The 22098-nt window shown below is 42.8% G+C and carries 26 protein-coding genes; 22 read left to right on the top strand and 4 right to left on the bottom strand.

Annotation, left to right across the window (positions count from 1 at the left end):
- Position 1 precedes the first annotated feature (1 nt).
- The 8 genes from MHN30_RS10925 (at position 2) to MHN30_RS10890 (ending at position 8363) form a co-directional block, all read left to right on the top strand.
- Positions 2–1330, top strand: a complete 1329-nt coding sequence (locus MHN30_RS10925) for a M23/M56 family metallopeptidase (RefSeq protein WP_130163882.1) — start codon at positions 2–4, stop codon at positions 1328–1330.
- Position 1331: 1 nt separating this feature from the next.
- Positions 1332–2675, top strand: coding sequence for a peptidoglycan DD-metalloendopeptidase family protein (locus MHN30_RS10920; RefSeq protein WP_239359568.1), 1344 nt, complete (start codon positions 1332–1334; stop codon positions 2673–2675).
- Complete coding sequence (locus MHN30_RS10915) at positions 2668–3891, top strand: DUF418 domain-containing protein (protein ID WP_239359566.1); 1224 nt, start codon at positions 2668–2670, stop codon at positions 3889–3891. The genes MHN30_RS10920 and MHN30_RS10915 overlap by 8 nt, the downstream gene beginning before the upstream one ends.
- A gap of 88 nt (positions 3892–3979) precedes the next feature.
- Entirely contained in the window at positions 3980–4564 is a 585-nt protein-coding gene (locus MHN30_RS10910; RefSeq protein WP_174169005.1) for a GNAT family N-acetyltransferase, read from the top strand.
- A 116-nt stretch (positions 4565–4680) separates the two neighbouring features.
- Complete coding sequence (locus MHN30_RS10905) at positions 4681–5613, top strand: class I SAM-dependent methyltransferase (RefSeq protein WP_239359564.1); 933 nt, start codon at positions 4681–4683, stop codon at positions 5611–5613.
- 151 nt (positions 5614–5764) lie between these two features.
- Positions 5765–6787 carry a histidine kinase gene (locus tag MHN30_RS10900; RefSeq protein WP_239359562.1) on the top strand — a complete coding sequence of 341 codons (1023 nt, stop codon included), beginning with the start codon at positions 5765–5767 and terminating at the stop codon, positions 6785–6787.
- Positions 6781–7491, top strand: a complete 711-nt coding sequence (locus tag MHN30_RS10895) for a LytTR family DNA-binding domain-containing protein (protein WP_239359560.1) — start codon at positions 6781–6783, stop codon at positions 7489–7491. Before MHN30_RS10900 ends, MHN30_RS10895 begins: the two co-directional genes overlap by 7 nt.
- Before the next feature lie 17 nt (positions 7492–7508).
- Positions 7509–8363, top strand: a complete 855-nt coding sequence (locus MHN30_RS10890) for an acyl-CoA thioester hydrolase/BAAT C-terminal domain-containing protein (RefSeq protein WP_017218617.1) — start codon at positions 7509–7511, stop codon at positions 8361–8363.
- 43 nt (positions 8364–8406) lie between these two features.
- Here MHN30_RS10890 and MHN30_RS10885 read toward each other — a convergent pair whose 3' ends face one another.
- Together MHN30_RS10885 and MHN30_RS10880 are read right to left on the bottom strand one after the other, a co-directional pair.
- Complete coding sequence (locus MHN30_RS10885; RefSeq protein WP_239359558.1) at positions 8407–9171, bottom strand: helix-turn-helix domain-containing protein; 765 nt, start codon at positions 9169–9171, stop codon at positions 8407–8409.
- The gene (locus MHN30_RS10880) at positions 9149–9610 is read right to left on the bottom strand and encodes a carboxymuconolactone decarboxylase family protein (protein WP_239359557.1); all 462 of its coding nucleotides are present in this window, start codon (positions 9608–9610) and stop codon (positions 9149–9151) included. The genes MHN30_RS10885 and MHN30_RS10880 overlap by 23 nt, the downstream gene beginning before the upstream one ends.
- A gap of 133 nt (positions 9611–9743) precedes the next feature.
- Here MHN30_RS10880 and MHN30_RS10875 point away from each other — a divergent pair, with 133 nt between their 5' ends.
- From MHN30_RS10875 to MHN30_RS10865, 3 genes are all read left to right on the top strand, one after another.
- A complete protein-coding gene (locus MHN30_RS10875; protein ID WP_239359556.1) occupies positions 9744–10751 on the top strand; it encodes a phytanoyl-CoA dioxygenase family protein in 1008 nt (335 codons plus the stop codon).
- Between the two features lie 115 nt (positions 10752–10866).
- Positions 10867–11337: a DUF3291 domain-containing protein gene (locus MHN30_RS10870; protein ID WP_239359555.1), complete on the top strand. Its 471-nt coding sequence runs from the start codon at positions 10867–10869 to the stop codon at positions 11335–11337.
- Positions 11338–11456: 119 nt separating this feature from the next.
- Positions 11457–11675 (top strand): DUF6500 family protein, encoded by a 219-nt coding sequence (locus MHN30_RS10865; RefSeq protein WP_069019013.1) that lies wholly within the window; start codon positions 11457–11459, stop codon positions 11673–11675.
- Positions 11676–11726: 51 nt separating this feature from the next.
- On the opposite strand, the gene MHN30_RS10860 is transcribed toward MHN30_RS10865, so the two are convergent.
- Complete coding sequence (locus MHN30_RS10860) at positions 11727–11912, bottom strand: hypothetical protein (protein ID WP_010604566.1); 186 nt, start codon at positions 11910–11912, stop codon at positions 11727–11729.
- Between the two features lie 146 nt (positions 11913–12058).
- Between MHN30_RS10860 and MHN30_RS10855 the strand changes: the two genes are divergently transcribed.
- The 10 genes from MHN30_RS10855 to MHN30_RS10815 all read left to right on the top strand — a co-directional run bounded on the left by MHN30_RS10855 (position 12059) and on the right by MHN30_RS10815 (position 17672).
- Complete coding sequence (locus MHN30_RS10855) at positions 12059–12856, top strand: PhzF family phenazine biosynthesis protein (protein ID WP_239359554.1); 798 nt, start codon at positions 12059–12061, stop codon at positions 12854–12856.
- The gene (locus tag MHN30_RS10850; protein WP_239359553.1) at positions 12843–13289 is read left to right on the top strand and encodes a GNAT family N-acetyltransferase; all 447 of its coding nucleotides are present in this window, start codon (positions 12843–12845) and stop codon (positions 13287–13289) included. The genes MHN30_RS10855 and MHN30_RS10850 overlap by 14 nt, the downstream gene beginning before the upstream one ends.
- Before the next feature lie 35 nt (positions 13290–13324).
- Positions 13325–13783, top strand: coding sequence for a YaiI/YqxD family protein (locus MHN30_RS10845; protein WP_010371749.1), 459 nt, complete (start codon positions 13325–13327; stop codon positions 13781–13783).
- Between the two features lie 2 nt (positions 13784–13785).
- Positions 13786–14223, top strand: a complete 438-nt coding sequence (locus MHN30_RS10840) for a GFA family protein (RefSeq protein ID WP_239359552.1) — start codon at positions 13786–13788, stop codon at positions 14221–14223.
- Positions 14220–14615, top strand: coding sequence for an ACT domain-containing protein (locus tag MHN30_RS10835; RefSeq protein ID WP_239359551.1), 396 nt, complete (start codon positions 14220–14222; stop codon positions 14613–14615). Before MHN30_RS10840 ends, MHN30_RS10835 begins: the two co-directional genes overlap by 4 nt.
- A gap of 31 nt (positions 14616–14646) precedes the next feature.
- Positions 14647–15195 carry an HPP family protein gene (locus MHN30_RS10830; protein ID WP_039495654.1) on the top strand — a complete coding sequence of 183 codons (549 nt, stop codon included), beginning with the start codon at positions 14647–14649 and terminating at the stop codon, positions 15193–15195.
- A gap of 31 nt (positions 15196–15226) precedes the next feature.
- Positions 15227–15760, top strand: a complete 534-nt coding sequence (locus tag MHN30_RS10825) for a GrpB family protein (protein WP_239359550.1) — start codon at positions 15227–15229, stop codon at positions 15758–15760.
- Between the two features lie 261 nt (positions 15761–16021).
- Positions 16022–16213: a hypothetical protein gene (locus tag MHN30_RS10820; protein ID WP_239359549.1), complete on the top strand. Its 192-nt coding sequence runs from the start codon at positions 16022–16024 to the stop codon at positions 16211–16213.
- 3 nt (positions 16214–16216) lie between these two features.
- Positions 16217–16522 (top strand): GNAT family N-acetyltransferase, encoded by a 306-nt coding sequence (locus tag MHN30_RS23805; protein ID WP_343224342.1) that lies wholly within the window; start codon positions 16217–16219, stop codon positions 16520–16522.
- Positions 16523–16697: 175 nt separating this feature from the next.
- The gene (locus MHN30_RS10815; protein WP_239359548.1) at positions 16698–17672 is read left to right on the top strand and encodes a transposase; all 975 of its coding nucleotides are present in this window, start codon (positions 16698–16700) and stop codon (positions 17670–17672) included.
- Positions 17673–17839: 167 nt separating this feature from the next.
- On the opposite strand, the gene MHN30_RS10810 is transcribed toward MHN30_RS10815, so the two are convergent.
- Entirely contained in the window at positions 17840–20254 is a 2415-nt protein-coding gene (locus MHN30_RS10810) for a hypothetical protein (protein WP_239359547.1), read from the bottom strand.
- 74 nt (positions 20255–20328) lie between these two features.
- On the opposite strand from MHN30_RS10810, the gene MHN30_RS10805 reads away from it, so the two are divergent.
- Positions 20329–22074 (top strand): MFS transporter, encoded by a 1746-nt coding sequence (locus tag MHN30_RS10805; RefSeq protein ID WP_239359546.1) that lies wholly within the window; start codon positions 20329–20331, stop codon positions 22072–22074.
- Positions 22075–22098 lie beyond the last annotated feature (24 nt).

The raw sequence follows: 22098 nt of genomic DNA, 5'->3' as shown, positions 1-22098 counted from the left end.
TATGGAACTAATATTACTTTCGGTCTTGCTGTGGGTGGCGCTTAGTGGCTTAACGTACGCACTAGGTGTGAAATTTTCCGCTCGGTATGTACAGAATAAAGGACTTTGGTGGGGCGTGCTGGCAGTGACTTTTTTGCCTTGGATCCCACTTGAACACATGGAGCAACACAATGCCATTCCAGCCGTATTGTTTAATGCCAATTTACAACAACTTGCAGAGCCGCTGCTGGCAATGACGAAGCGCACTCAAGTTGCGTCTGACTGGCTAAACCTGACGCTTATGGCTGTATTTCTGGTCTATTGCGTTGGGCTAATCGCTCATCTTTTGGTACTTGGGCGACAGTATTGGCGAGTAACACGCCTCTGTAGCACCGCCTCAAAAATAAAGCTCGGTGCACGGAGTTGCTATCAATTGCCAATTACTTGCTCTCCTTTTGTGTTCGGACTGTGGCAACCTAAAGTGTATTTGCCGGTGGAATTTGACACGCTACCAGAGGCAGAGCAGCAAGCACTTATTCTGCATGAGTTAACCCACATAGATAAGGGCGACCATATTGCCGTCGTAATTTGGCGAATACTCGCGACGCTTGCTTGGTTTAATCCGTTTATTGCGAAAATGGAACTGGGCTTTATTCGAGCGATGGAATATTGCTGTGATGAGGTGACGATAGCGAAGCACAGCCTTGAGCCTTTGGCTTATAGCAAAGCATTAATGAACTCTTTAAAACGGGCTGCTGCTCCGCCGAAAACGATGAATATGACAGCAAATTTTGCATCTAACTCATTGACTTTAGATGATTATAAAAAGCGTTTTAGCGTTATTCTTAAATCTAAAAAGAAGCCTAGTAACCTTGTGTTGATAGGGTTTTTTGTGTTGCTTAGTTCAGGTTTAGCCTATGGCAATATTCAATGGACAATGGGAACGGCAATGGTGAGTAAAACATGGACATACCCGGTCGCCACCCCTGAAATAACATCAAGGTTTGGGCATGTATCGAATTTTCGTCACAATAAAGCACATCAAGGGCTGGATTTAGCTGGCGGCGTTGGTGAACCTGCGATGGCGGTTGCCAGCGGTACGGTCACGATTGCCGATGATAAAACCTTGCCTGAGAATTACGGTAAAGTGGTGTTGATCCATCATGACAATGGTTATCAAAGTCTCTACGCACATCTTGATAGCATTGATGTTGAGGTGGGTGAGCAAGTATCACAAGGAGAAGTGATCGGTACCATAGGTGAAACCGGTCGAGTCACTGGTCCACATCTACATCTAGAAGCTCTACATAACAACACGCGCATTGATCCGCTTACCTTATTGGAAAATTAACATGATTAAAAAGCTTTCTATCGCCATTGCAATGATGGCAACTTTTGGCTGCTCGAAACAACCCGAGCAGACTCATTCGGTCAATAAAGCGCAAGAGAACACCTTTGTGTCGGCGCAAGCAGATCAAGAGCAAGCTGTTGTACATAATGGATCCGCTGAAGACTCAGTCGCGGCCCAAATCACCCAGGAGCTAAAGCCAGTTCAAGATATTCGTTTACTTGAACTTAAATCGGGTGAGAGTTTAGCGAATCTTTTAAGTGAGTTTGCATTCAGTGATCGCGATAGTTGGCTGGTAGAACAAGCCGTGAGTACGTGGACATCACTGACTAAGCTCAAGGCTGGACAGTTAATAGAAGCAGAGCTTGTAGACGGACAAGTACAGCAGATCCGCTTTGAATATGCATTTGCCCAGGTTATTGAGATTAAAAGAGTGGATGAGCAGTGGCATGCATCGCTAAGTGAGCTTGAAACCGTCACGCAAACAAAGCGTTTATCGACAAGCATAGATTCTAGCTTTTTTGTGGACGCCAGAAAAATCGGGGTGCCTAACGACATTATCAATCAAAGTATTGTCGCCTTATCTCACCTTGTCGATTTTCAAAGAGAAGTATATGCCGGCGATCAAATTGATTTTGTATTTCAAGAACAGCAGCTTGTGGCAGCCGAAGAGTTACTCAAGCAAATCTCCAAACCTATAGAATTACAACATGTTGCGCTACTTTCAGGAAAAGAAAAATACCGCTTATACCGGTTTACTGATAATGGTGGAACGACCGCTTTTTACCACTCAGATGGTACCCTCGCGCAAAGCTTTCTAATGAAAACGCCCCTTAACGGTGCTCGATTATCGTCAAACTTCGGTAAACGTCATCACCCAGTATTGGGCTATACCCGAATGCACAAAGGGATCGATTTTGGTGCGCCTGTTGGTACGCCTATTATGGCTGCGGGTTCTGGAAAAGTACTCAAAGCTGGGTGGGGCGGCGGCTTTGGTAATCGCGTAGTGTTAGATCACGGTAAAGGCTATCAAACACTTTATGCTCACTTAAATGGCTTTGCGAACGGTCTCAAGGCTGGGGGGCGAGTAAAGCAAGGCGATGTGATTGGTTATCTTGGGAATACCGGCCTGTCGCAGGCGCGTCACTTACATTATGAAGTGCATAAAGATGGAAAAGCCATCAATCCACTCACCCTAAAACAACCAAAAAACACCAAGCTAAGTGACACGCAATTTGATGAATTTAGCGCGCAGGTTGCACAAATTACCACACTGCTCGATAGCGAAAACACAAAGCTAGCTCACCATGATGGACAGTCGGGCCGCATAGGTAATGCCGATGACTAGTCCTGAAAGAAATCGTATTAACAGCCTCGACTTTATTCGCGGGATAGCAATCCTATGTATTTTACTTATCAACATCGAAAGCTTTGCCTATCCCAATCCATGGGGCAGTTACCAATATGGCTTTATGACGGATATAGACAGTGAGGTAAGGTACTGGGTTTATGTATTTGCTCAGGGCAAGTTTTACGGACTGTTGGCGATGTTATTTGGCGCAGGTCTCACCATTATTCTTCAAAAACAGCCATTTGAATTTGCTATTAAATTAAGTGCGGCAAGGCTAGTGGCTTTATTTATACTCGGCCTTGTTCATGCTTATTGTATTTGGAGTGGCGACATTCTCTATCACTATGCCGTGATAGGAATGATTGCCACCACCGTCATATTACTTGGCTCCCGGGCCATCAAAGTCAGCATAGTAATTTGTTTGGCGTTTATGTTAGTTGCAGGTTTTGGCAGAGCAGAGCGCACCATCGCCCAATACGATGCTTACCAAGCAGCACTCAATGTGGACGAAGCGTCTCGCACACGAGACCAGCAAAAAGCGATTAATCGGTGGCAGAATAAAACCGAACCACGGACAGCCATCCATCGTACTTTGGAAGAAACGCCAAGCTTAACTGAGTATTGGCAGGAAAACTTTGACAGCCAGCAAGTCCACAAAGGTAAGCTGTTTTATTCAAGTATTTTTTGGTCCACGCTAATGATGATGCTGATAGGCTCGCAGCTGTTTCAATGGGGATTGTTCTCAAAGACTAAACTTAGCCCATTTGCGGTAGTGGCACTGCTTTGCTTGATTGCGGTGTCATGTTATGCCACTCAAGCTCGCTATTATCATTGGCTACAAAGTTCACATATCCCAGTGTTGTCTTACGCTAAACAAATGGTCATCGTACTTAACCGGGAGCTGCAAGCGATTGTTTACTTGGTTTTGTTATCTTTGCTATATAACCGTTGGTTGCATCGGTTCAAACCCCTTGAGGCGATAAATCAAGTGGGTCGATTTGCGCTGAGTAATTACATTGGACAGTCACTGTTATTGGTGGTGATATTTTATGGCTTTGGATTACATAATACGCTAAGTCGCAGTGAGCTCTTGCTCTTATGGCTTGTTATTATGGCAGTGCAGCTGCTATTAAATGTGATTTACGGGCGATTCTTTAAGGTGGGTCCCGTTGAACGTGTATGGCGCAAACTAACAATTAAGTTACATGCATAATCGACTCGAATTTTTTACAAATTCGAACTTCATACCTAAGCTAACTTTGACCTAAAATTGATGTCTATACGTTAGCTTGAGGTAAGGTATGGAAATAGAAATAACACAAGGATGGGACATTGAGCATGCGCAAGCGGCTGCTGAGCTTTATGTTGATGCGTTTGGTAGCAAATTCAAAGCCGCAGTGCCGGATCGCAATAAGCTGATCACTATTATCGCGAAGAGCTTCATCTCAGAATACTCGTTTGCTGCCTTTGCAGACGGCAAGTTAGTGGGGGTTGCGGGCTTTCAATATGGCAAAAGCGGTTTTACATCAAATATGGGCTTTACTGGACTCATTGATGAATTAGGCTTACTAGGCGGGGTTAAAGCCGCAGCGGTGTTTACCCTATTTGAGCGAAAGCCTGCGCCCAATGAAGTGGTGATGGACGGCATCGCAGTTGCAGAATCGGTCAGAGGACAAGGTGTTGGCACTGCGCTTTTAGTGGCACTGCAGCGCTATACCAAACAAAGCGGGTTTCACGCTTTACGACTTGATGTCATTGATTCTAATCCTCAGGCAAAAAAGCTTTATATGAGAATGGGCTTTGTTGCCTCCCATCATGAAGATTTTTCTTATCTCAATTGGTTAATCGGTTTTAGCGGGGCAACAACGATGTTGTGGCGTCCATAAGACTGGTTTCCTTTGCTGCAAAAAATAAACGTGAAAGATAAGCAGACCTTAGGCATTTGCTTTTGCTATGAAGTAACAAGTAAAATGCCGAACTTTACGCATAACCAGACACCGACATGACAGCAATAAACCCTGTATCGACCCTCCTTAATCATTTGCAAACCCAAGCCGTACCAAACGAGCTTAGACGTCTATTTCATGGACGTGGTCGTTGCTATGAAGGGCTTGAACAAATCACAGTAGATTGGTTACAAGGTCAGCTTTTAGTCTCTTTATTCAAGGAGCACGACGTTGACTTGATAGCGTCGTTAAAGCTGGCATTATTATCGCTTGTGGAGACCAAAGCATTTAACGGAAAACTCTCTGCTATTTTGCTGCAACATCGTTATTTGCCTGACTCAGATCTTGAGGTTTTGTATGGTGAATTAACCGCTATGCCTATCGTTGAAGAAAATGGACTTAAATATGGCTTAAAGCTTGGCGTAAAGCAGAACATGGGACTGTTTTTAGATATGCGTTTGGGTCGTGAGTTTGTTAAAGCTCAGTCAGCGGGGGCTCGGGTACTTAATCTGTTTTCTTATACTTGTGGGTTTTCCGTCGCGGCGATTGCGGGCGGTGCTGCCCATGTTGTGAATCTAGATATGGCAAAAGCGGCGCTCAAGCAAGGCCGAGTCAACCACCAACTCAATGAACACGACCTCAGCAAGGTGTCTTTTTTAGGCCATGATTTGTTTAAATCTTGGGGAAAAGTGCGTAAATATGGGCCGTACGACCTTATCGTAATTGATCCGCCAAGCTTTCAAAAAGGCAGCTTTGCATTGACCAAAGACTATCAACGTATTTTAAGAAAGCTTCCTGAGTTACTTACGCCAAATGCCCAAGTGTTGGCGTGTGTGAATTCTCCCGATGTTTCAAGCCAATTTCTGATTGATGAAATGACCAGAGAGGCACCAACGCTCACATTTGTTGAACGTTTACAAAACCCACCTGAATTTAAAGACATTGATGAGCAAAGCAGCCTCAAGTGTTTAAGATTTAAAGCAAGTTAATCTATTTTTTAGCACTTTAACTTGGATGTAAAAGTGTGGACTAATACAGATAACCATTTAGCATTGAAAAGCGACCATTCAGCAATATTCAGAGTGCTTTTCGACGCTAAATGCGTACCATGAACGTATTCAGTCACTATTTGTATTGATTATGGTCAATCTCACATTGCAGCGAAATGAACAATTCGCAATTTTAGCCATCGTTGCCGCAATAAGTTTTGCTATCAGTCTTACCGATTGGGTGCAGCGGGGCATGTTGTTGTCGGCAAATATCGCGCTTTCTTCTATTTTGGCGGTTGTGTTCCTCTACTGGTTACCTATGGTGATAAGTTACGTACTCATTATCCGTTTCAAGATAGGCAATTGGCCGCTGCAATATATCGGTTTTTATGGACTGATGGTAATGGGCTGTTTATGTTGGGGTGTACTCAGAAGTGGAATGTTAAATACCCATGCATTTTCACTGTTTGAGGCGCTAACCATCGCACTGCCTTGGTCTAGCGGTATTTTTGTGGTGATTAAGTTCTACCTTTCCCAAAAGTTGTTAAAACAAGAAAAACAGCTTCGCCAACTCGCTGAAATTAAGCTATTACACAGTCAGTTAAACCCGCACTTTATGTTCAACAGCCTCAACACAATTGCAGCCTTTGTACCAAATCAACCAGAAGCAGCACGGTCTTTGGTTCATAATCTCGCTGCGGTATTAAGATATTCATTAACGCATTCTGTGACAAGCGGAAAAATACCGAGCAAAGTGTCCGTTGCCGATGAGCTAATTGCACTAAATCAATGGTGCGAGATAGAGCAAAGCCGGTTTGGGGATGCGCTTATCATCGACTTTGATATCGACGATGCATTATTGAGCGAAGTAATACCGCCAATGATTTTACAGCCGCTTTTGGAAAATGCAGTGAAACATGGCAACAGAAAGCCGCTTCACATTGATGTATTAATCAAAAAGTTAGCGAACCAGTTAATGTTTAAAATCAGTGACAACGGGGTGGGCTTTAAGGAGCAGGACATATTGGGTTCGTCAGATGCGGGACTCGGTCTTTCGATCACGCGCTCACGATTAAAGTTAGAAGAAAATGCTGAACCTAGGCTTGGTAACGACATGCACACAGGTGGTGCGGTTGTCAGCTTTTTACTCACACGAGGAGCAAAGGAATGTTGAACATTGCCATTGTGGAAGATGAGCAACCAGCCATTGATAAATTAACGGAACAACTTAGCCAGATCACCAAGCACAACTTGGTACTGACTTGTAACACGCCATTAGTATTTCTTGATACATATCGAGAACTGGCGATAGATATTGTCTTTGTCGATATTAACTTGCCAGAATGCAATGGTGTTACTCTGGTCGAGAAACTTCAAGGGACGGGGTTTGCAGGTGCGATAATTTTTACCACGGCCTACAGTGAGTTTGCGGTTGAGGCCTTTACGCTCGGCGCGGTTGATTATTTGCTCAAACCGTATAGTACTGAACGCTTAGCCCTGGCACTATCAAGAGTTAATCGTGTTATCACGACAGGATTAGCCGCTACTTTAACGAGTAAGGTGGCGGGGAAAACCTCACTAATTGATGTCAGCAGTATCGAACTTATCAAGCTGGAATACGGTCAAGCCATTGCGTTTAGTAATGGACAGCAATATCCCATTGATGGCTCCCTTGAGGAGATCCAACAGCAATTGCCAACACATTTCTTAAGAGTTCACCGTAATGCCATTGTAAACCAAAGCGCGATAACTGCGTTTGAACGCTGGGTTACAGGGGGTTACCTTGTCAAGTTGCGAGATAGCAATTTACAAGTTGTGACTAGCCGGGGCGGTGCAAAACTACTCAAACAACAACTGAGCAACATAGGGCTCAGCTAACTCAAAAAGGTAATAAAATGATGAAAACTATAATGCCATTTTCTTTGGTAGGGCTTCTTGCGGCCTGTTCAAACACGACTATACCAGATGTTAAACGTCAGTTTATCGATGATGGTCAGACTCATCCATTGGTTGTGGTGTTAGGTGGCAGCGAAGGGGGGAATACACTCGCTAATCCTCAGTGGAAACCATTTTTAGATGGGTTTAATGATATTGGTGTCTCAGTAGCGGCACTTGGTTATTATGGCACTGAAAATACATCGAGCAGTGCAGCTGAATTATCTTTGAATGATATAGCCAAACGGATAAAAGCATTGAGTGCAGATCCAAAGATAAACCCAAATTGCGTAGCGGTGTATGGCTTTTCTAAAGGAGCGGAGCTTGCGTTATTACTCGGGGCGCACTTTGATGAGATAAACCATGTAGTGTCCGTTATGCCTAGTCACGTAAGCTGGAATGCTGTTAAGACCTTGTCTTCTCGCTCGAGCTGGACACTTAGCGGCAATGCTCTGGACTACATTGATGCACCCCTGTTGTCATGGAAAATGCAAAAGGGGAACGTAACGGGAGAGTTTACACCTGCCTTTGAGGCTGCATTGGCAGAGGCAACGCCTGAAGCAATTGCAGCCGCTCGCATCCCGGTTGAAAACACCAATGGGCCAGTGCTGCTGGTCTCTGCCAAACACGATGAAATTTGGCCATCGTACAAAATGGCCGGATATATTGAAGCTGATTTACGCGAAGCTAGTTTTTCTCATCCATTTAAACATATCGCACTTAACTCGGGTCACTACAGCTTTAACAAAAAAGTGCAAACTGAGGTAAATCAATTTTTAAGCGAAACCTTGGTAGCACGTTGCGCGAATAAATAGTAATAAATTCACCTTGCTTTTGTATTGCTGGTCGTTGAAAAATTTACCGAGCTGCAGGTAACGTTGTGTCTGCAGCTTTTAGTCGCTTTGTGTATTTTGCCGGTGTGATCTGAAAGATAGTTTTAAACTCGCGAATAAGATGGGATTGATCAGCGTAGCCGCAATCTAGCGCGAGTTGAGCGATGTTAATGTCAGGCGTTTCTCTCAGTTTTTGTTTAGCCAATCGAACTCTATAAATGCGAGCTAAATGTTTTGGGGTGATCCCACAATGTGTTTTAACTTGTCTCTCTAATTGCCGTTTTCCGATCGGAGTTTGAGCATATGCTTGCTCTAAAGGGGTCATTGAAACAATATGCTCAAGGAGTATTTGGGTATGTAGGATAGAATTCTGTCGAGGAATTGGCATATTCAATATCGGCTCTAGAAGTCGAAGTAATGCTGTCAGGTTGGCACTAGTTTGCAGCGTGTTCAACAAGGGCAATATATTATTGGGATTTGCTATAGGGTGTTGCAGCGTTTTCAAAAATGCCAGTCCCGCGGGTTTAAAGCGGATCCCGAAAAAACATGCCTGTTCAGAATAGTTGACTTTGCTAGACTGAATGGCAATTGGTTGCAGATAAAAGGGGGCTGTGAGCTGATTGTCATTGAAGCTAACAAGCCCACGAAGAGGGAAAATAAATCCAGTTGCCCCGTCGCTTGGAAGCCAAGTTTCTCCGCGCTTATGTGATTGTGCAAACCAGATAGCTTGCACATAGTTAGCGATTTCACCTGTTGGGTTTATTAATTCAAGCGTTAGTTCTGTGCTCATTGAACTCTACATTCGGCTTAAACATTTTCACGATCCGATTCCAGCTGTTGATGGCATTAATAGCGACAGTTAACGTGGTCAATTCTTTATCATCAAATTCTACATTAAGTGTTTGATAAAAAGCATCATCAATCACTTGTGCGCTTGTCAGCTTTTCACAAAGCGCTAATGCCAGTTTTTCTTTATTGGTGTATAAGGGCATGTCTTGCCATGCACTTAATCCAATAATTCGATTAGTGGTTTCACCATACTCTAGTGCCTGTTTAGTGTGCATTGCAATACAAAAAGCGCATTGATTGATTTGTGATGCTCTAAGTTTAACAAGCTCCCAGATTGTGATTCCAAAAGTTGCGTGGGCTTGCTGTTTTAATAATTCCTCTTGTCCCAATAAGTGCTGAATAAGTTCAGGTGCCTGATTGAAGTAGTCTGCTCTTTTCATTTCTGGATCCTCATGTTTAGTGATACGTATAGTGTAATGAGGTGTAAGCGGTAAAAATTGAAAAAAAACGTCTTTGTAATAAAATTTTAAGGAGGGAACACACAACTCTACTTTAAAGGATGGTTGTAAAATAATGTGCGATGTAAACCTTGCTCTAGCGCTTTATCATTTATCCATACTCAAAAAAATCTGGCTTCAAGCCAACAACACTTTCACAAATAGACAGCAGCAAGGAGAGTCTGTCGAGTTCGAATTATATAAAGCGACTTTTGACATACTTGGGCTAAGTCAATCTCAAGCACATCATATACAGTTTCAATATGCCCATGATTACGATAGCTTTATTGATGCAATTGTTACAATTGCTCAGCCGAGTAGTGAAAAAATAGCATTGCTAAAACATGTCACCTGCCACTTACCTTGCCCCGACAGTTATCAAGAAAAAATAGCTGCTGTTCAGAATATGCCGGATGTACTCACTGGGGACGACCTGAAATGCTGGCAGGACAACGGCTATGTCATCGTTAAAAATGCAGTGAGTGCCGAAGGCTGTGCCAATGCGAGAAACGCCATCCAAGACTATTTGGAGATTGAATTAGCAGAACCAAAGACTTGGTATAAGGTTAACCACGAAAAATTGAGTCGTAGTATGGTGCATTTGGTACAACATAAAGCACTGGAAGACAATCGGAATTCAATGAGAATTCATAAGGCATTTAGCCAGTTATGGCAAAGCGAACAACTGATAGTTTCAGCCGATCAGTGTGGGTTCAACCCGCCTGAAACTGTGCAATCTAGTTTTCAAGGTCCTGATCTACATTGGGATTTAGATTTCTCTAAGCAACTCAAGTTTGGCACGCAAGGGGTTTTGTATCTATCAGACACTGAAGAAAAACAGGGTGCAACAACGGTTGTGCCAGGATTTCATACAAAGCTAGAGTCATGGCTTGCAACGGCTCCATGGGATCCATGTATTCCAAACACAGAATACTTACATCAACTGGGTTCCAAAGCAATTGCAGCCAATGCCGGAGATATGGTGATTTGGCACCAGTTTTTACCCCATGGTGGTAGCGCGAATACAGCAAGCGCACCTCGTATAGTGCAATACATTAATATGCATCCATTTCCAGAAATGTAGAAGGTGAAAAAATCTCTATTTGGTTAAATTTTGTCTTAACTTGGCGACGAGCAAACAGTAGTATGATTGTGAAGTTTGGGAGAATGTAGCAACTCACCACAAGGAAAAGCCGTCGATGCAATTAGCACAACTCAATATAGCCACCGCTAAATACCAAATGGATGCGCCAGAAATTCAATACTTTGTAGAAAGTCTAGACCGCATTAATTTACTCGCAGAGCAAAGCCCTGGCTTTATTTGGCGCTTAAAAGATGAAACCGGTAATGCAATAGAGATTAAGGCGTTTGATGATCCAAATATTATCGTGAATATGTCTGTATGGCAGTCGGAGCAAGCGCTCAAAGATTTTATGTTTAAAACCGCGCATAAGGAATTTTTGGCGCGTAAAAAGGAATGGTTTCACCGCGCTGAACAGGAAACCTACGTGTTATGGTGGGTTGAAGAGGGCCATATTCCGACGCTAGATGAGGCCAAAGAAAGACTCGATTACCTGCGTCGTTTTGGAGATTCGGCTTATGCCTTTACGTTTAGAAATAGTTTCACCGAACTAGACGTAAGGGAGAGGGAGGCTTGTGAAGAAGATTAATCTTGTGCACTGATGAAATGATAATCAACTGTAAAGGTGTAGAGCCGCGTGGAGTGGTGAATACTGATGATGTTGGTGGTACACTTATCGCAGATCATTATGTATGGATTTAACCAAAAATGCGCTCAGCACTAAGAAGCAAGATAATAGAAGTATGTGATAAAAAAATCGCACAAAAAGGGGATAACGTTGGCGTATCATTTTACGCTTTTTTTGCCAATAAAAACACGGACCCTGCACTACTTATGGAAGCGGCGACTTGGTGGATACAAACTCACGAACTAGACCACTTCGAAAAGGCGTTAAAGATAAAAGCAATGGTTGAAAGTGGAAAATAGGCCTTAAAGGACATGCTCTTGGGCCATCAATCGAGATGACCCAACTGGCAGTTACAGCGTGTAAAACGACACAAAAAATACTGCAACAGATGCAAGTGCAAACATAGTGTACTCGGTGATAGTTTGTTTGCGTTTCTCATCATCAGTTTTAGGGGCTGTTGCTATCATTAGCAGGCTGGTGACAAACATTGCTAATGAATATAAGCATAAGATTGATAAAGTAGCATCTGTAAACATATAAGCCTCGACTTGGTTCTACTCATTTTAACTACGTGCATCATGGTCACACAGATCAACCTCAATACACGTTTATTTAAGTTGTATTCGCTTCTAATTACAGTAAATTATACTGTGTTTTTAGGTGTTTCTGAAAGGAGTAAAAGATGCAAGTTGAGTATTTTGTGGTTGACGCATTTACGCGTAAACGTTTCGGTGGCAATAACGCTGCAATCGTTGAGGTTGAAAATTGGCTTAGCGACGCCCTAATGCAGCAGATAGCCACCGAAAATAACCTTTCCGAAACCGCCTTTTTGAAGCCAACTGGTAACAATCATTATGAGATCCGGTGGTTTTCTCCAATTACTGAAATTGACTTTTGTGGTCATGCCACGCTTGCCGCGGCGTATGTACTTCTTAATCACAAGGGAAAGTCCGGAGAGATAAAATTTCAAACCCAAGAAGTCGGGACACTCACTGTTAAGCAAGTGGCTGATGGTCGCATTGTGATGGAATTTCCGAAATTAGCCCCTGAGTTAACTAAAGCCCCCGACGCATTGCTGGAAGGGCTTAACGTAACACCGACGCGGGTACTTAAAAATCGCCAAGCGTACTTTGTGATTGTTGAGACTGAGCAGCAAGTACGCAGCTGTGAGTACGACAGCGATAAACTGAAAACCCTTGCGCCTTTTGATGTTGTGGTGACAGCAAAAGGCGATGACGTTGATTTTGTGTCTCGTTACTTTTGGCCTGCAAATGGGGGCGATGAAGATCCGGTTACCGGTTCAATTCATGCCGGGTTAGCGCCATATTGGGCAAAGGCGCTAAACAAACAAAAACTTCATGCACATCAGGTTTCAAAACGTGGCGGTGAGCTATTTTGTGAAGTGACTGATACGAATGTCATCGTATCTGGGTTTGGTGTACTTTACGCAAAAGGAATATTCGAAATTGAGGACGAATAAGATTCACTTCATACAGGCAAAAGAAAGTGACTTTGATTACCTAGTGGCACTGCGTAAAGCGACCATGTTGCCGCACTTAGAAAATGCCGGACTGTTTTTGACTGAAGCTGAACATAAAGCCCGAGTATTATACGAATACCCAAGCTCACATTTGATATACGTGAACGAAAAGTGTGTTGGCTTGGCTAAGTTTAAACAACGTGAACATGACTATTACCTCTTTCAGCTGCAAATAGAGCCCCAGCAACAAGGAAAGGGGCTCGGTGCGCAAGTCATCAAAAGCTTGATAGAATCCCACTCAACATTGCCTTGGGTATTGACGGTGCTTAAAGCGAATCCAGCGAAGCGTTTATACGAAAAATTGGGATTTGTGCAGTTTGATGACGATGAATATGAGTTTCATTTTAGGCGTGAACCTAATCCCCAAATTTAGTATTCTCTAGACAATTTAAATTTAAAAGAGTTGTTATGGCAAAACAAATATGGGTAGATGCCGATGCCTGTCCCGTGGTGATAAAAGAAATGCTGTTTCGCGCTGCAGTGCGTACTTCTACCACGGTTACATTGGTTGCAAATCAATATCTAAAAACGCCTCCATCTCCTTTTATTCAAAAGCTTCAAGTCCCGAAGGGGTTTGATATTGCGGATAACGAAATCGTGAAGCGCGTGAATGAAGGTGATTTGGTTATTACTGGCGACATTCCACTTGCAGACGAAGTCATTGAGAAAAAGTGCACCGCACTTAACACGCGCGGTGAATTGCTGACGAAAGAAAACATAAAATCTCGCTTAAATATTCGTGACTTTATGGACACGATGCGTGCCAGCGGCGTGCAAACTCAAGGGCCACCGCCTTTGTCTCAAGCTGATAAGCAAAATTTCGCCAATCAATTGGATACTTGGATCACCAGAAACACAAAGGGGTAGGTATGGCTTACAAGGCGAGTTGTTTGTGTAAAGCGGTTCAAGTTGAGATCCGTGGACCAATCAGCGATATCATTCATTGTCATTGCTCTTTATGTCGTAAGTCTACTGGCACAGCTTATGCGACTAATGGTTTTGTGCTGTGGAGTGATTTTGTGATTCTCAGTGGCGAAGAGGCACTAAGCATCTTCGAGTTTAAACCTGGAAGAAAGCGCCATTTTTGCAAACATTGTGCAAGTCCAATTTTTAGTTCGAACGAAAACGATCCAAAGCGGGTGAGGTTAAGACTTGGCATTTTGGACTCGGATATCAAAGAGCGGCCAATATCACATAATTTTATCTCTTCAAAAGCCAATTGGGACGACTTAGACGCGCCGCTTCCTCGTTATGATGCATTTGAACCTAGCCGTGATTTATCAACAACATCGGGAGGTAATTTGTGACGGGTATTAGTAATTTATCGCAATTATTAAAAGACATTTCCCCGACGCTTGATGAAACACCTTTTGTATTTTGTACAGTGCAAAAAAGCCTCGCTGAGTGTGTAATTTTCAATCCAATTGCGACCTTTATGGAGCGCGAGGGGTTAACGCTGGTAGTCACCAAGCAAATGGCAGACGAGCATGGATTGGATTACAGCTGTGTGATGAATAAAATTACCTTGCAAGTGCATTCGAGCCTAGAGGCTGTGGGATTAACGGCTGCATTTTCCAATGCACTGAAAAATGTTGATATTAGCGCGAATGTAATTGCGGGCTTCTATCATGATCATATTTTCGTACCCGTAAATGATGCTAAGCGGGCGGTACACGCGATACAAACGTTGACAAAATGACATTGATAAATCTCGAAGGTTGTTAGGTGGCATGAAAGTTTACTTTAAAAGAATGGCCTCCAAAGGTGTGTGTCCTCCGAGAAAACCGCTTAAGAAAATCCTTTGGTCATGGGTTGGTGCAATGGTGGGGATCTTGTTGATTACGGTGATTTCTAACCTCGCTTTACCATATGGTGTTGGCAGCGCATTGCTCATTGGCTCTTTTGGTGCAACTGCTGTTTTACTCTATGGCGCTCCTATGGCAGAGTTCTCTCAACCGAGGAATTTACTGGGCGGGCATTTCTTTTCAGCTTTACTCGGCGTCAGCATTTTTATTTTGCTTGGAGAAGAGAGTCTGTTTGCAGCACCGCTTGCGGTATCGCTCTCAATTGTTGTAATGCACTTTACTCGAACCTTGCATCCACCCGGTGGAGCGACCGCGCTAATCGCCATTATTGGTGGTGAGTCGGTTCATAACTTGGGATATATGTATGCATTTTATCCCGTGTTGATGGGGGCTCTGCTGATGTTATTGGTCGCGCTGTCTGTGAACAATATGTCGCGCAACCCCAAGCGGCATTACCCAGTTTATTGGTTCTAACTATTTTATATAAAAATTTAAAAGGACAGGCATGTCAAAAATTGAATTCGTCCCTTACCAATTAGTCCCAGCTAGCTTTAATCCATGGCGTGAAATATTTGTTGAAGTGGCAGAAGAAGTGATGGTGGCATTAGCACACCCTGAGCTTGAATTTCTACACTTTGGTTCTAGCTCTTTTAAGGTTGCCGGCAAAGGGATCATCGATATATCTGTGTTATACAAACCAGGGAAACTAACGCAAGCTGTTGAACATCTTAAAAATGTAGGCTTTAAAGATCAGCACAGCGATAATCCATTTCCTGATACTCGTCCTAGAAAAGACATCGCGGTGATGTATCAAGGCGAGTTGTTTCAAGTGCATGCTCATGCTATTGAAAAAGGGAGTGAAGAATATATCAAGCAAGAAAAGTTTAAAGCTTTTATGCTCAGTAATCCTGACGCGCGTGCGGAGTATGAAACTCAGAAACAATTAGTAATAGCGCAAGGTATAGCCTCCCAAGATGAGTATGGAAAAGCTAAAGCGCCATTTGTAAAGCGCACTTTAAAGGACATCCACTTTAATTAACTAAAGCCTGATTAATCATATCTTTATAGCTGTTAGTGTTAGGACAACGACTAAGACCTAACGCTAACAGCTTGCTATTTACTTTATTGGTGTTTATCTAGTTATAAGTTTTAAAGGACAGGCACTTAAGCTTAACCTATGTCGCTTTAGATAATTGCGTAATCTTTTGTTGTTTGATTCTAGATATCTGTTTTGATATACAGTGTTATTTTGTTTTGCTTGTACAGCAACATTAAACCGTAAAATAAAGGAATAGCAGATATGATCCCAACGATTGAAACGAATCGATTAAGATTGGTCGCACCCAATAAAGACGCTTTTGAAACCTATAAAAAATTTTATACAGACGGATCTGCTTCGAAAATGTATGGTGGTCCACTAGGAATAGAGCAAACTTGGGCTAGGCTTAAAGCTGATGTAGGCTCTTGGTATTTACTTGGTTTTGGTGTGTAGGTAATTCAACTAAAGTCGAATGATAGCTATGTTGGTACATGTGGTTTTTGGCAAGGCAAAGAATGGCCGAAAGAATTAACATGGTGGGTGCTACCCGAGGCGAGAGGCCAAGGAGTTGCAACGGAAGCTTCGCTCGCTGTATTAAAACATGCTTACAATGTATTTAATTGGGAAACTGTCGAGACTTACATGAATGATGATAATGGCGCTGCTCGAGCTTTGGTTGAAAAGCTAGGTGGCGTTAAGGTAAGACGGCAACAATTTAACGATGGCCTGAGCCGAGATATTTATTTTCTTCCAAAACCTTAGCGGTAAATCGTGGTGTTGAGTACAGCTCTGAAAGTTGCAGATTCACCCCATTTTTCGGAATAAAAAGTAACGAATAACTATGGACAGGTACATTTATGTTGATGTTTACAAATTGAAGGTATGTGCCTAAGCTTTAATTTCTTCAATTAGCATTTGCATGTTCAAGGAGTGAACAATGGGATTAGCAAGGAAGTATCAAATCAACTTGTCAAATACACATTATTATCATTGTGTGTCACGTTGCGTCCGCCGCGCCTTTTTGTGCGGTGAAGACATGCTGACTGGCAAGTCTTATGAGCATCGACGGGCCTGGGTTGAAGTGCGATTACTTTTTCTATCCAAAATATTTTGCTTGGATGTTTGCGCTTACGCGGTAATGCCTAATCACACCCATGTGGTGTTGTATATCGATGATAAAAAAGCACAAAGACTCAATGATAAAGCTATTTTGCTACGCTGGAGCAAGCTTTATAAGATATCTTCGCGCGCTCGGCAGTTCCTCCAAGGTGACTGCTTAAATGAGGGGCAAAAAGGTGTGTTGAGCAAAGAAATAAATGAATATAGAAGCCGCTTAGCGAGTATTAGCTGGTTTATGAGAGGGCTCAATGAGCACATAGCTCGACGCGCCAATCAAGAGGATGAATGTACCGGACACTTTTGGGAAGGGAGATTTAAATCTCAGGCCTTGCTTGATGCTTCAGCCTTGTTGGCATGTATGGCTTACGTAGACTTAAACCCCATTCGTGCAAAATTAGCTAGTAACCCCGAAGATTCAGAACACACTAGTATAAAACTTAGGTGTGAGTTTGCAAAAAGATGCAAACAGCCAAAGTATCTAGCGCGGTTTTTAGGAAATACCAAAAAACATATGCACAAAGGTATACCCTTTGAATTACGGTCATATCTAGACTTAGTTGATTCTACTGGAAGAAGCATTCGTGCTGATAAAGCGGGATTTATCGATCCGCGTCAAAAACCCATTTTGGAGCAATTAGGTCTAGAAGCACGTAATTGGCTGAAACTTACTACCCAGCTTGAGCAAACTTTTCACGGTGCGATTGGTAGCGCAGATTCGATAGAGGCTTATTGTGAGCATCGCAATTTACGGCGACGCAGTAATATTTCGCAAAGCCAGCGACTTTTTACGTAATATAAACTAACGTAAATGGCCAATTTAATATGGATTGTAAGTGTCTAACTGCTCACTCAGGTTGAGGGAGCAGTTAGTCGTGTATGTTGTATAAAACACTCAATCTTATTTGCACAAAACCGTCGTTTCTACTTTATTTGGCTTTGCAGATTTTCAATTAATTGTTTCTACAAATTGACTATTTTAACCAGCCTAATTAGTTCACCATCAACGTCAAACTCACCCTTAATCTCAAGTAATCCATTTTTTAATCCTTGTAACTTATCTATTTCAATTACTTGTGTTTGATAAGGTAAGAAAGTAACTGGCCGCTGCCAAAGTGAACCTTCATTTTGAAATGATTGAAATGGAGTAAAATCGACGCGTAATATGCCACTCGATGCACCTGAATAGGGACCGGTTAGCGTAATGGTTATATTGTCTCGAATAGTTACTCCCATTTTTACCCCATCAAAAGGTTTCTCTGGCGTTCGAAGAGGCTTTTGTTGTGTTAATCCGTTCCAACTAATCACTAAGTTCTGAAAGGTATGTTTTGGCAATAGAACACGGTGTTCACCTGAAGCTAGAATTTTTTTGTAGTTACCGTAAGTTAGCGCAATATCATGGATACTGGGATTGTTGACGTAAAGATAGTGCAATCCATCAGAAAAGTAGTCCTGGATGTTGATACCACTTAGCGTAAAGAGCGCATCGTCGCCAAGGGTTGATTGCCATTGCTGCATCAAGCGCTTGAGGGTTTTATTCTCAGTTTGAGTGACTGTCCTTGATTTCTGCTTGCTAAATATTTCGCGAAGTGGGGTCATACAGTCACTTAGCTGAGCGCTATATTCCACACAGGTGTTAAAGGCTCTGCGAAGTAGCGATGCACCTTTAAAGTGCCAAGGATTAGCGGTTTGTTCATTCGTGATCAAGTAATCATGCGCGGCAAAGTAGGGCGCTACTCTGTGATTATTATTTCGGCCAAGAAGACTTATTTTTTGCAAGCTAAGCGCTGAAATGTCGATTTGGCTCAATTGTAACCTAGCCAGTTGCTCATGGTGTTGTGTTTTCATTTTAATAACTAGCGCATCGTCCTGCTTTGAAAGCGTGAGCGCAAGTTGATGATATTGCTTGATATCCATGCGTAATTGCGGCAGCAATGCGATAGATTTTGCGGAAAACAATGCTTGATTGCTTGAGACCGTTAACTTTACTCCTTCTTGAAGGGTAAATTGCAGTAAGTTGTCTTTACTAAAATCAACTTCTTCAACTTTGGAGCGTCCAAGACGCGCATCTAAGCTTTGGTTTGTTAAATCAGCGATTAACGCAAAGCCAATTTCCCCACGTCTAATCTGCTCCGGCTCGAAGTCGATTAGTGCTGCAACACTATTCTCATCAAGTGAGTTGATTAGAGGTGTTTTATCTGATGCGGGAAAATCCATCACGACATGTGTAGAAGAAAAGTTTGGATGAATGTCAAGACGATTAAGTGCTTTGCTTTCGGTATTTCTGAGCCAATATGCAGCACCGTTTTGCTCCCAAGGCCCATCGACAATATAAAAACTTGGCGTGGCAGAGCGCACAAACGCTGCAAACTGCTGTTCAAGCTGGGGCCAATTGGGGAAGGTCTGTTTTAAGAGTGCATTGGCAGTTGGCAAGGTGTTTTCAGAGTGCGGGTTTGCGTCCATTAATTTGCCGATAAAGCGTTCAAAATATTGATATCGCTCAGGGTCGCTCAATAAAAAATGTACGATAAAAAAGTTGAGCCCGCGTTTGAGTGATGGATCATCATTGATTGCTTCGAAAGATGGCTGTCCATTTTGGTGATACTGCTGTAAACCTAAGTGCAGATAATTCATTGGAGCACGGTCGAAAACCATCACAGTTAACTGCTTTTTATTTGGATCATATACGTGGCTTGCAATGGCATCTGCCATCCCCTCAGTGATCCAATTGGGTGCCCAAGTTGAGTGACCGTTCAGAGCCATATGAAACGCATGCATGGTTTCATGGATCACGATGTAGCGCTGGTGATGCTGGCGATGACTCGGAAAGTTGTACCCTGCGCGGTTATAAAACATGGTTTCGCCACCAGCCGTTTCATGTACGCCTCGCAAAAAACCGTCGTCCAGCATGGCTTCTTTTGTACGTTGGCGTGAACTGCCATAAACGACAGCAATTCTCTTTTTATCAATCGCTGCAGGCGCCATACCAAACAATTCAACATAGTGAGGGTAAGACATTTCTAGTAATTCTAAATAGAGTTTTACTTTGTCCTCAGGAAAGTCACTTTTTAGCGCAAAATGTTTACTCACCCACCAGTCATAGCCCCGCGAGTTGGCTATTTTTCCATCGCTATAAGTCAGCGGAATTTGTTTACCAACATGTTGGATATCAATGTGTCTCAACGTGCTGACTCGACCATTAACGCTTATTTCAGAGTGCATATCAGCGGGGCTTGGAATAGCGGCAATATCGCTTCTCGTAGTTTTACACCCGCTGAGTAAAGCAAGTATTACAATTAGAGGAGCAAATACTAGCCGCGGCTTTTGGATAGAGGGTATTCGCCAATAAAAGGTATGGAATAGATAAAATAAAGACATGATACTTTTCTCTCGTTATTATTTGTGTATATTGTATGCAATATAAAATAACAAAGATAACAGGTATTGTCATTATGCAAAATCAGCAGCAGTGGTGTGAACCAGATCTCAATGAGGCAAATCGGTCAAAGTCGTCTTCTGGGTTTGGTCGAACTTTTTACATTGCGAATATCATGGAAATATTTGAGCGGCTCGCTTGGTATGGCTTCTTCGCCGTGTCATCAATTTACATGACAACACCGAAGTCGCAAGGTGGTATTGGCTTTACTGATATAGAGCGTGGCGCGGTACAGGGGATTATTCCCTTCTTTTTATATCTTTTGCCTGTTGTAACTGGTGCGCTAGGAGATCGCGTTGGGTATAAAAAGATGTTCTTTTTTGCATTTTTGATCATGACGCCAAGCTATTATTTATTGGGACAGGCACAGAGTTTTTGGCCGTTCTTTACCGCGCTGAGCTTTGTTGCCCTAGGTGCCGCCTGCTTTAAACCTGTGGTCGTTGGCACCGTAAGCCACAGCACAAACGATGGTAATCGTGGTCTTGGGTTTGGGATCTTTTATACCATGGTGAATATTGGTGGATTTTTAGGTCCATTGGTTGCGGGATATATGCGAGCCATTAGCTGGGATGCGGTATTTATGATGTCGGCGATTTGGATTGCCATAAACTTTATTCCCTTGATGTTATTTTACAAAGATCCGCAAACATTACCTAAAACCAAGCAATCTTTTACTCAAGTATTAAAAACCGCGCAGTCGGTGCTGGGTAATACGCGTTTAGCACTTACGCTGTTTGTCGCACTGGCGCTATTGATGTCAGCAGGAGTTGGATTTTCTAACTACAGTCAAGCGTTTACTTGGATTGCAATATGGTTAGTAGCTAACTGGGTGTGGGACAGAGTGCTCATAAATCGAGCACCGACTAATGCTTGGTGGCAACAACCGATGAAGGTGAGTAACCTGCCGTTTGCGTTATATTTGCTGATCCTTGCAGGCTTTTGGACTGTTTATAATCAGCTTTTTTATACTTTACCTGTGTATATCCGTGATTATGCAGATACCCGAGATATATTGGCGTGGTTTGGCGATTCTGGCGTCGCGTTTTTAGCACATGTTGATATTGATAAGTTAACTGCTGCCATTTTTGCGCTGTTCAACGAGCTTAAGGAAAGCGGCGCAGTATCCATTGAAACCATTAGGCTTGAATGGGTTCACCTCAAAGTGAATGTCCCGCATGAGCAAATACAGTTGATACTGCAAACCCTAAATGCGCTTCACGATAATGGACAGGCACTTTCACAGCACCAAGCGCAAACCCTTGCTGCACAACTCGTACAATATCGTCAAATCAACCCTGAGTATCTCATTAATTTAGACTTTGCGGCGATCGTAGTCGCACAAATTTTGGTGAGCTTTCTCTGTCAGCGATTTAGACCATTTTATGTGTTAGTCACAGGCTTACTGGTGATGGCGGTTGCGTTTATCGCATTACTTAGCGATAGCGACTGGTTAAGCGGTCAGCTCATTGTCACTGTCATATTGCTTATCGCGCTTGGTGAAATGCTTGCCTCTCCCAAAAGCCAAGAGTATGTCGCGAGTATCGCACCTCAATCTCAAGCTGCGTTGTATATGGGATACTACTTTGTTTCTATGGCGCTGGGCTTCTTATTTGCTGGATTTTTATCTGGTTGGAGTTATAAAGTGTTGGTGCAAGAAATGGCGGCACCAGAGTTAATGTGGGGGCTATTTGCCGCTATCGCACTTATAACCGCCATTGCATTATTCTGGTTTAACAAAGTGATAATAGACAGAAAAACATAGTTTTTTTGAAATAGGAACAGTTAT

This window comes from Pseudoalteromonas sp. OF7H-1 (genome assembly GCF_022347825.1).
Classification (GTDB): Bacteria; Pseudomonadota; Gammaproteobacteria; order Enterobacterales; family Alteromonadaceae; genus Pseudoalteromonas; species Pseudoalteromonas maricaloris.
Note: the sequence above shows the minus strand (reverse complement) of the source record. Positions and strands in the feature narration are given on the sequence as shown.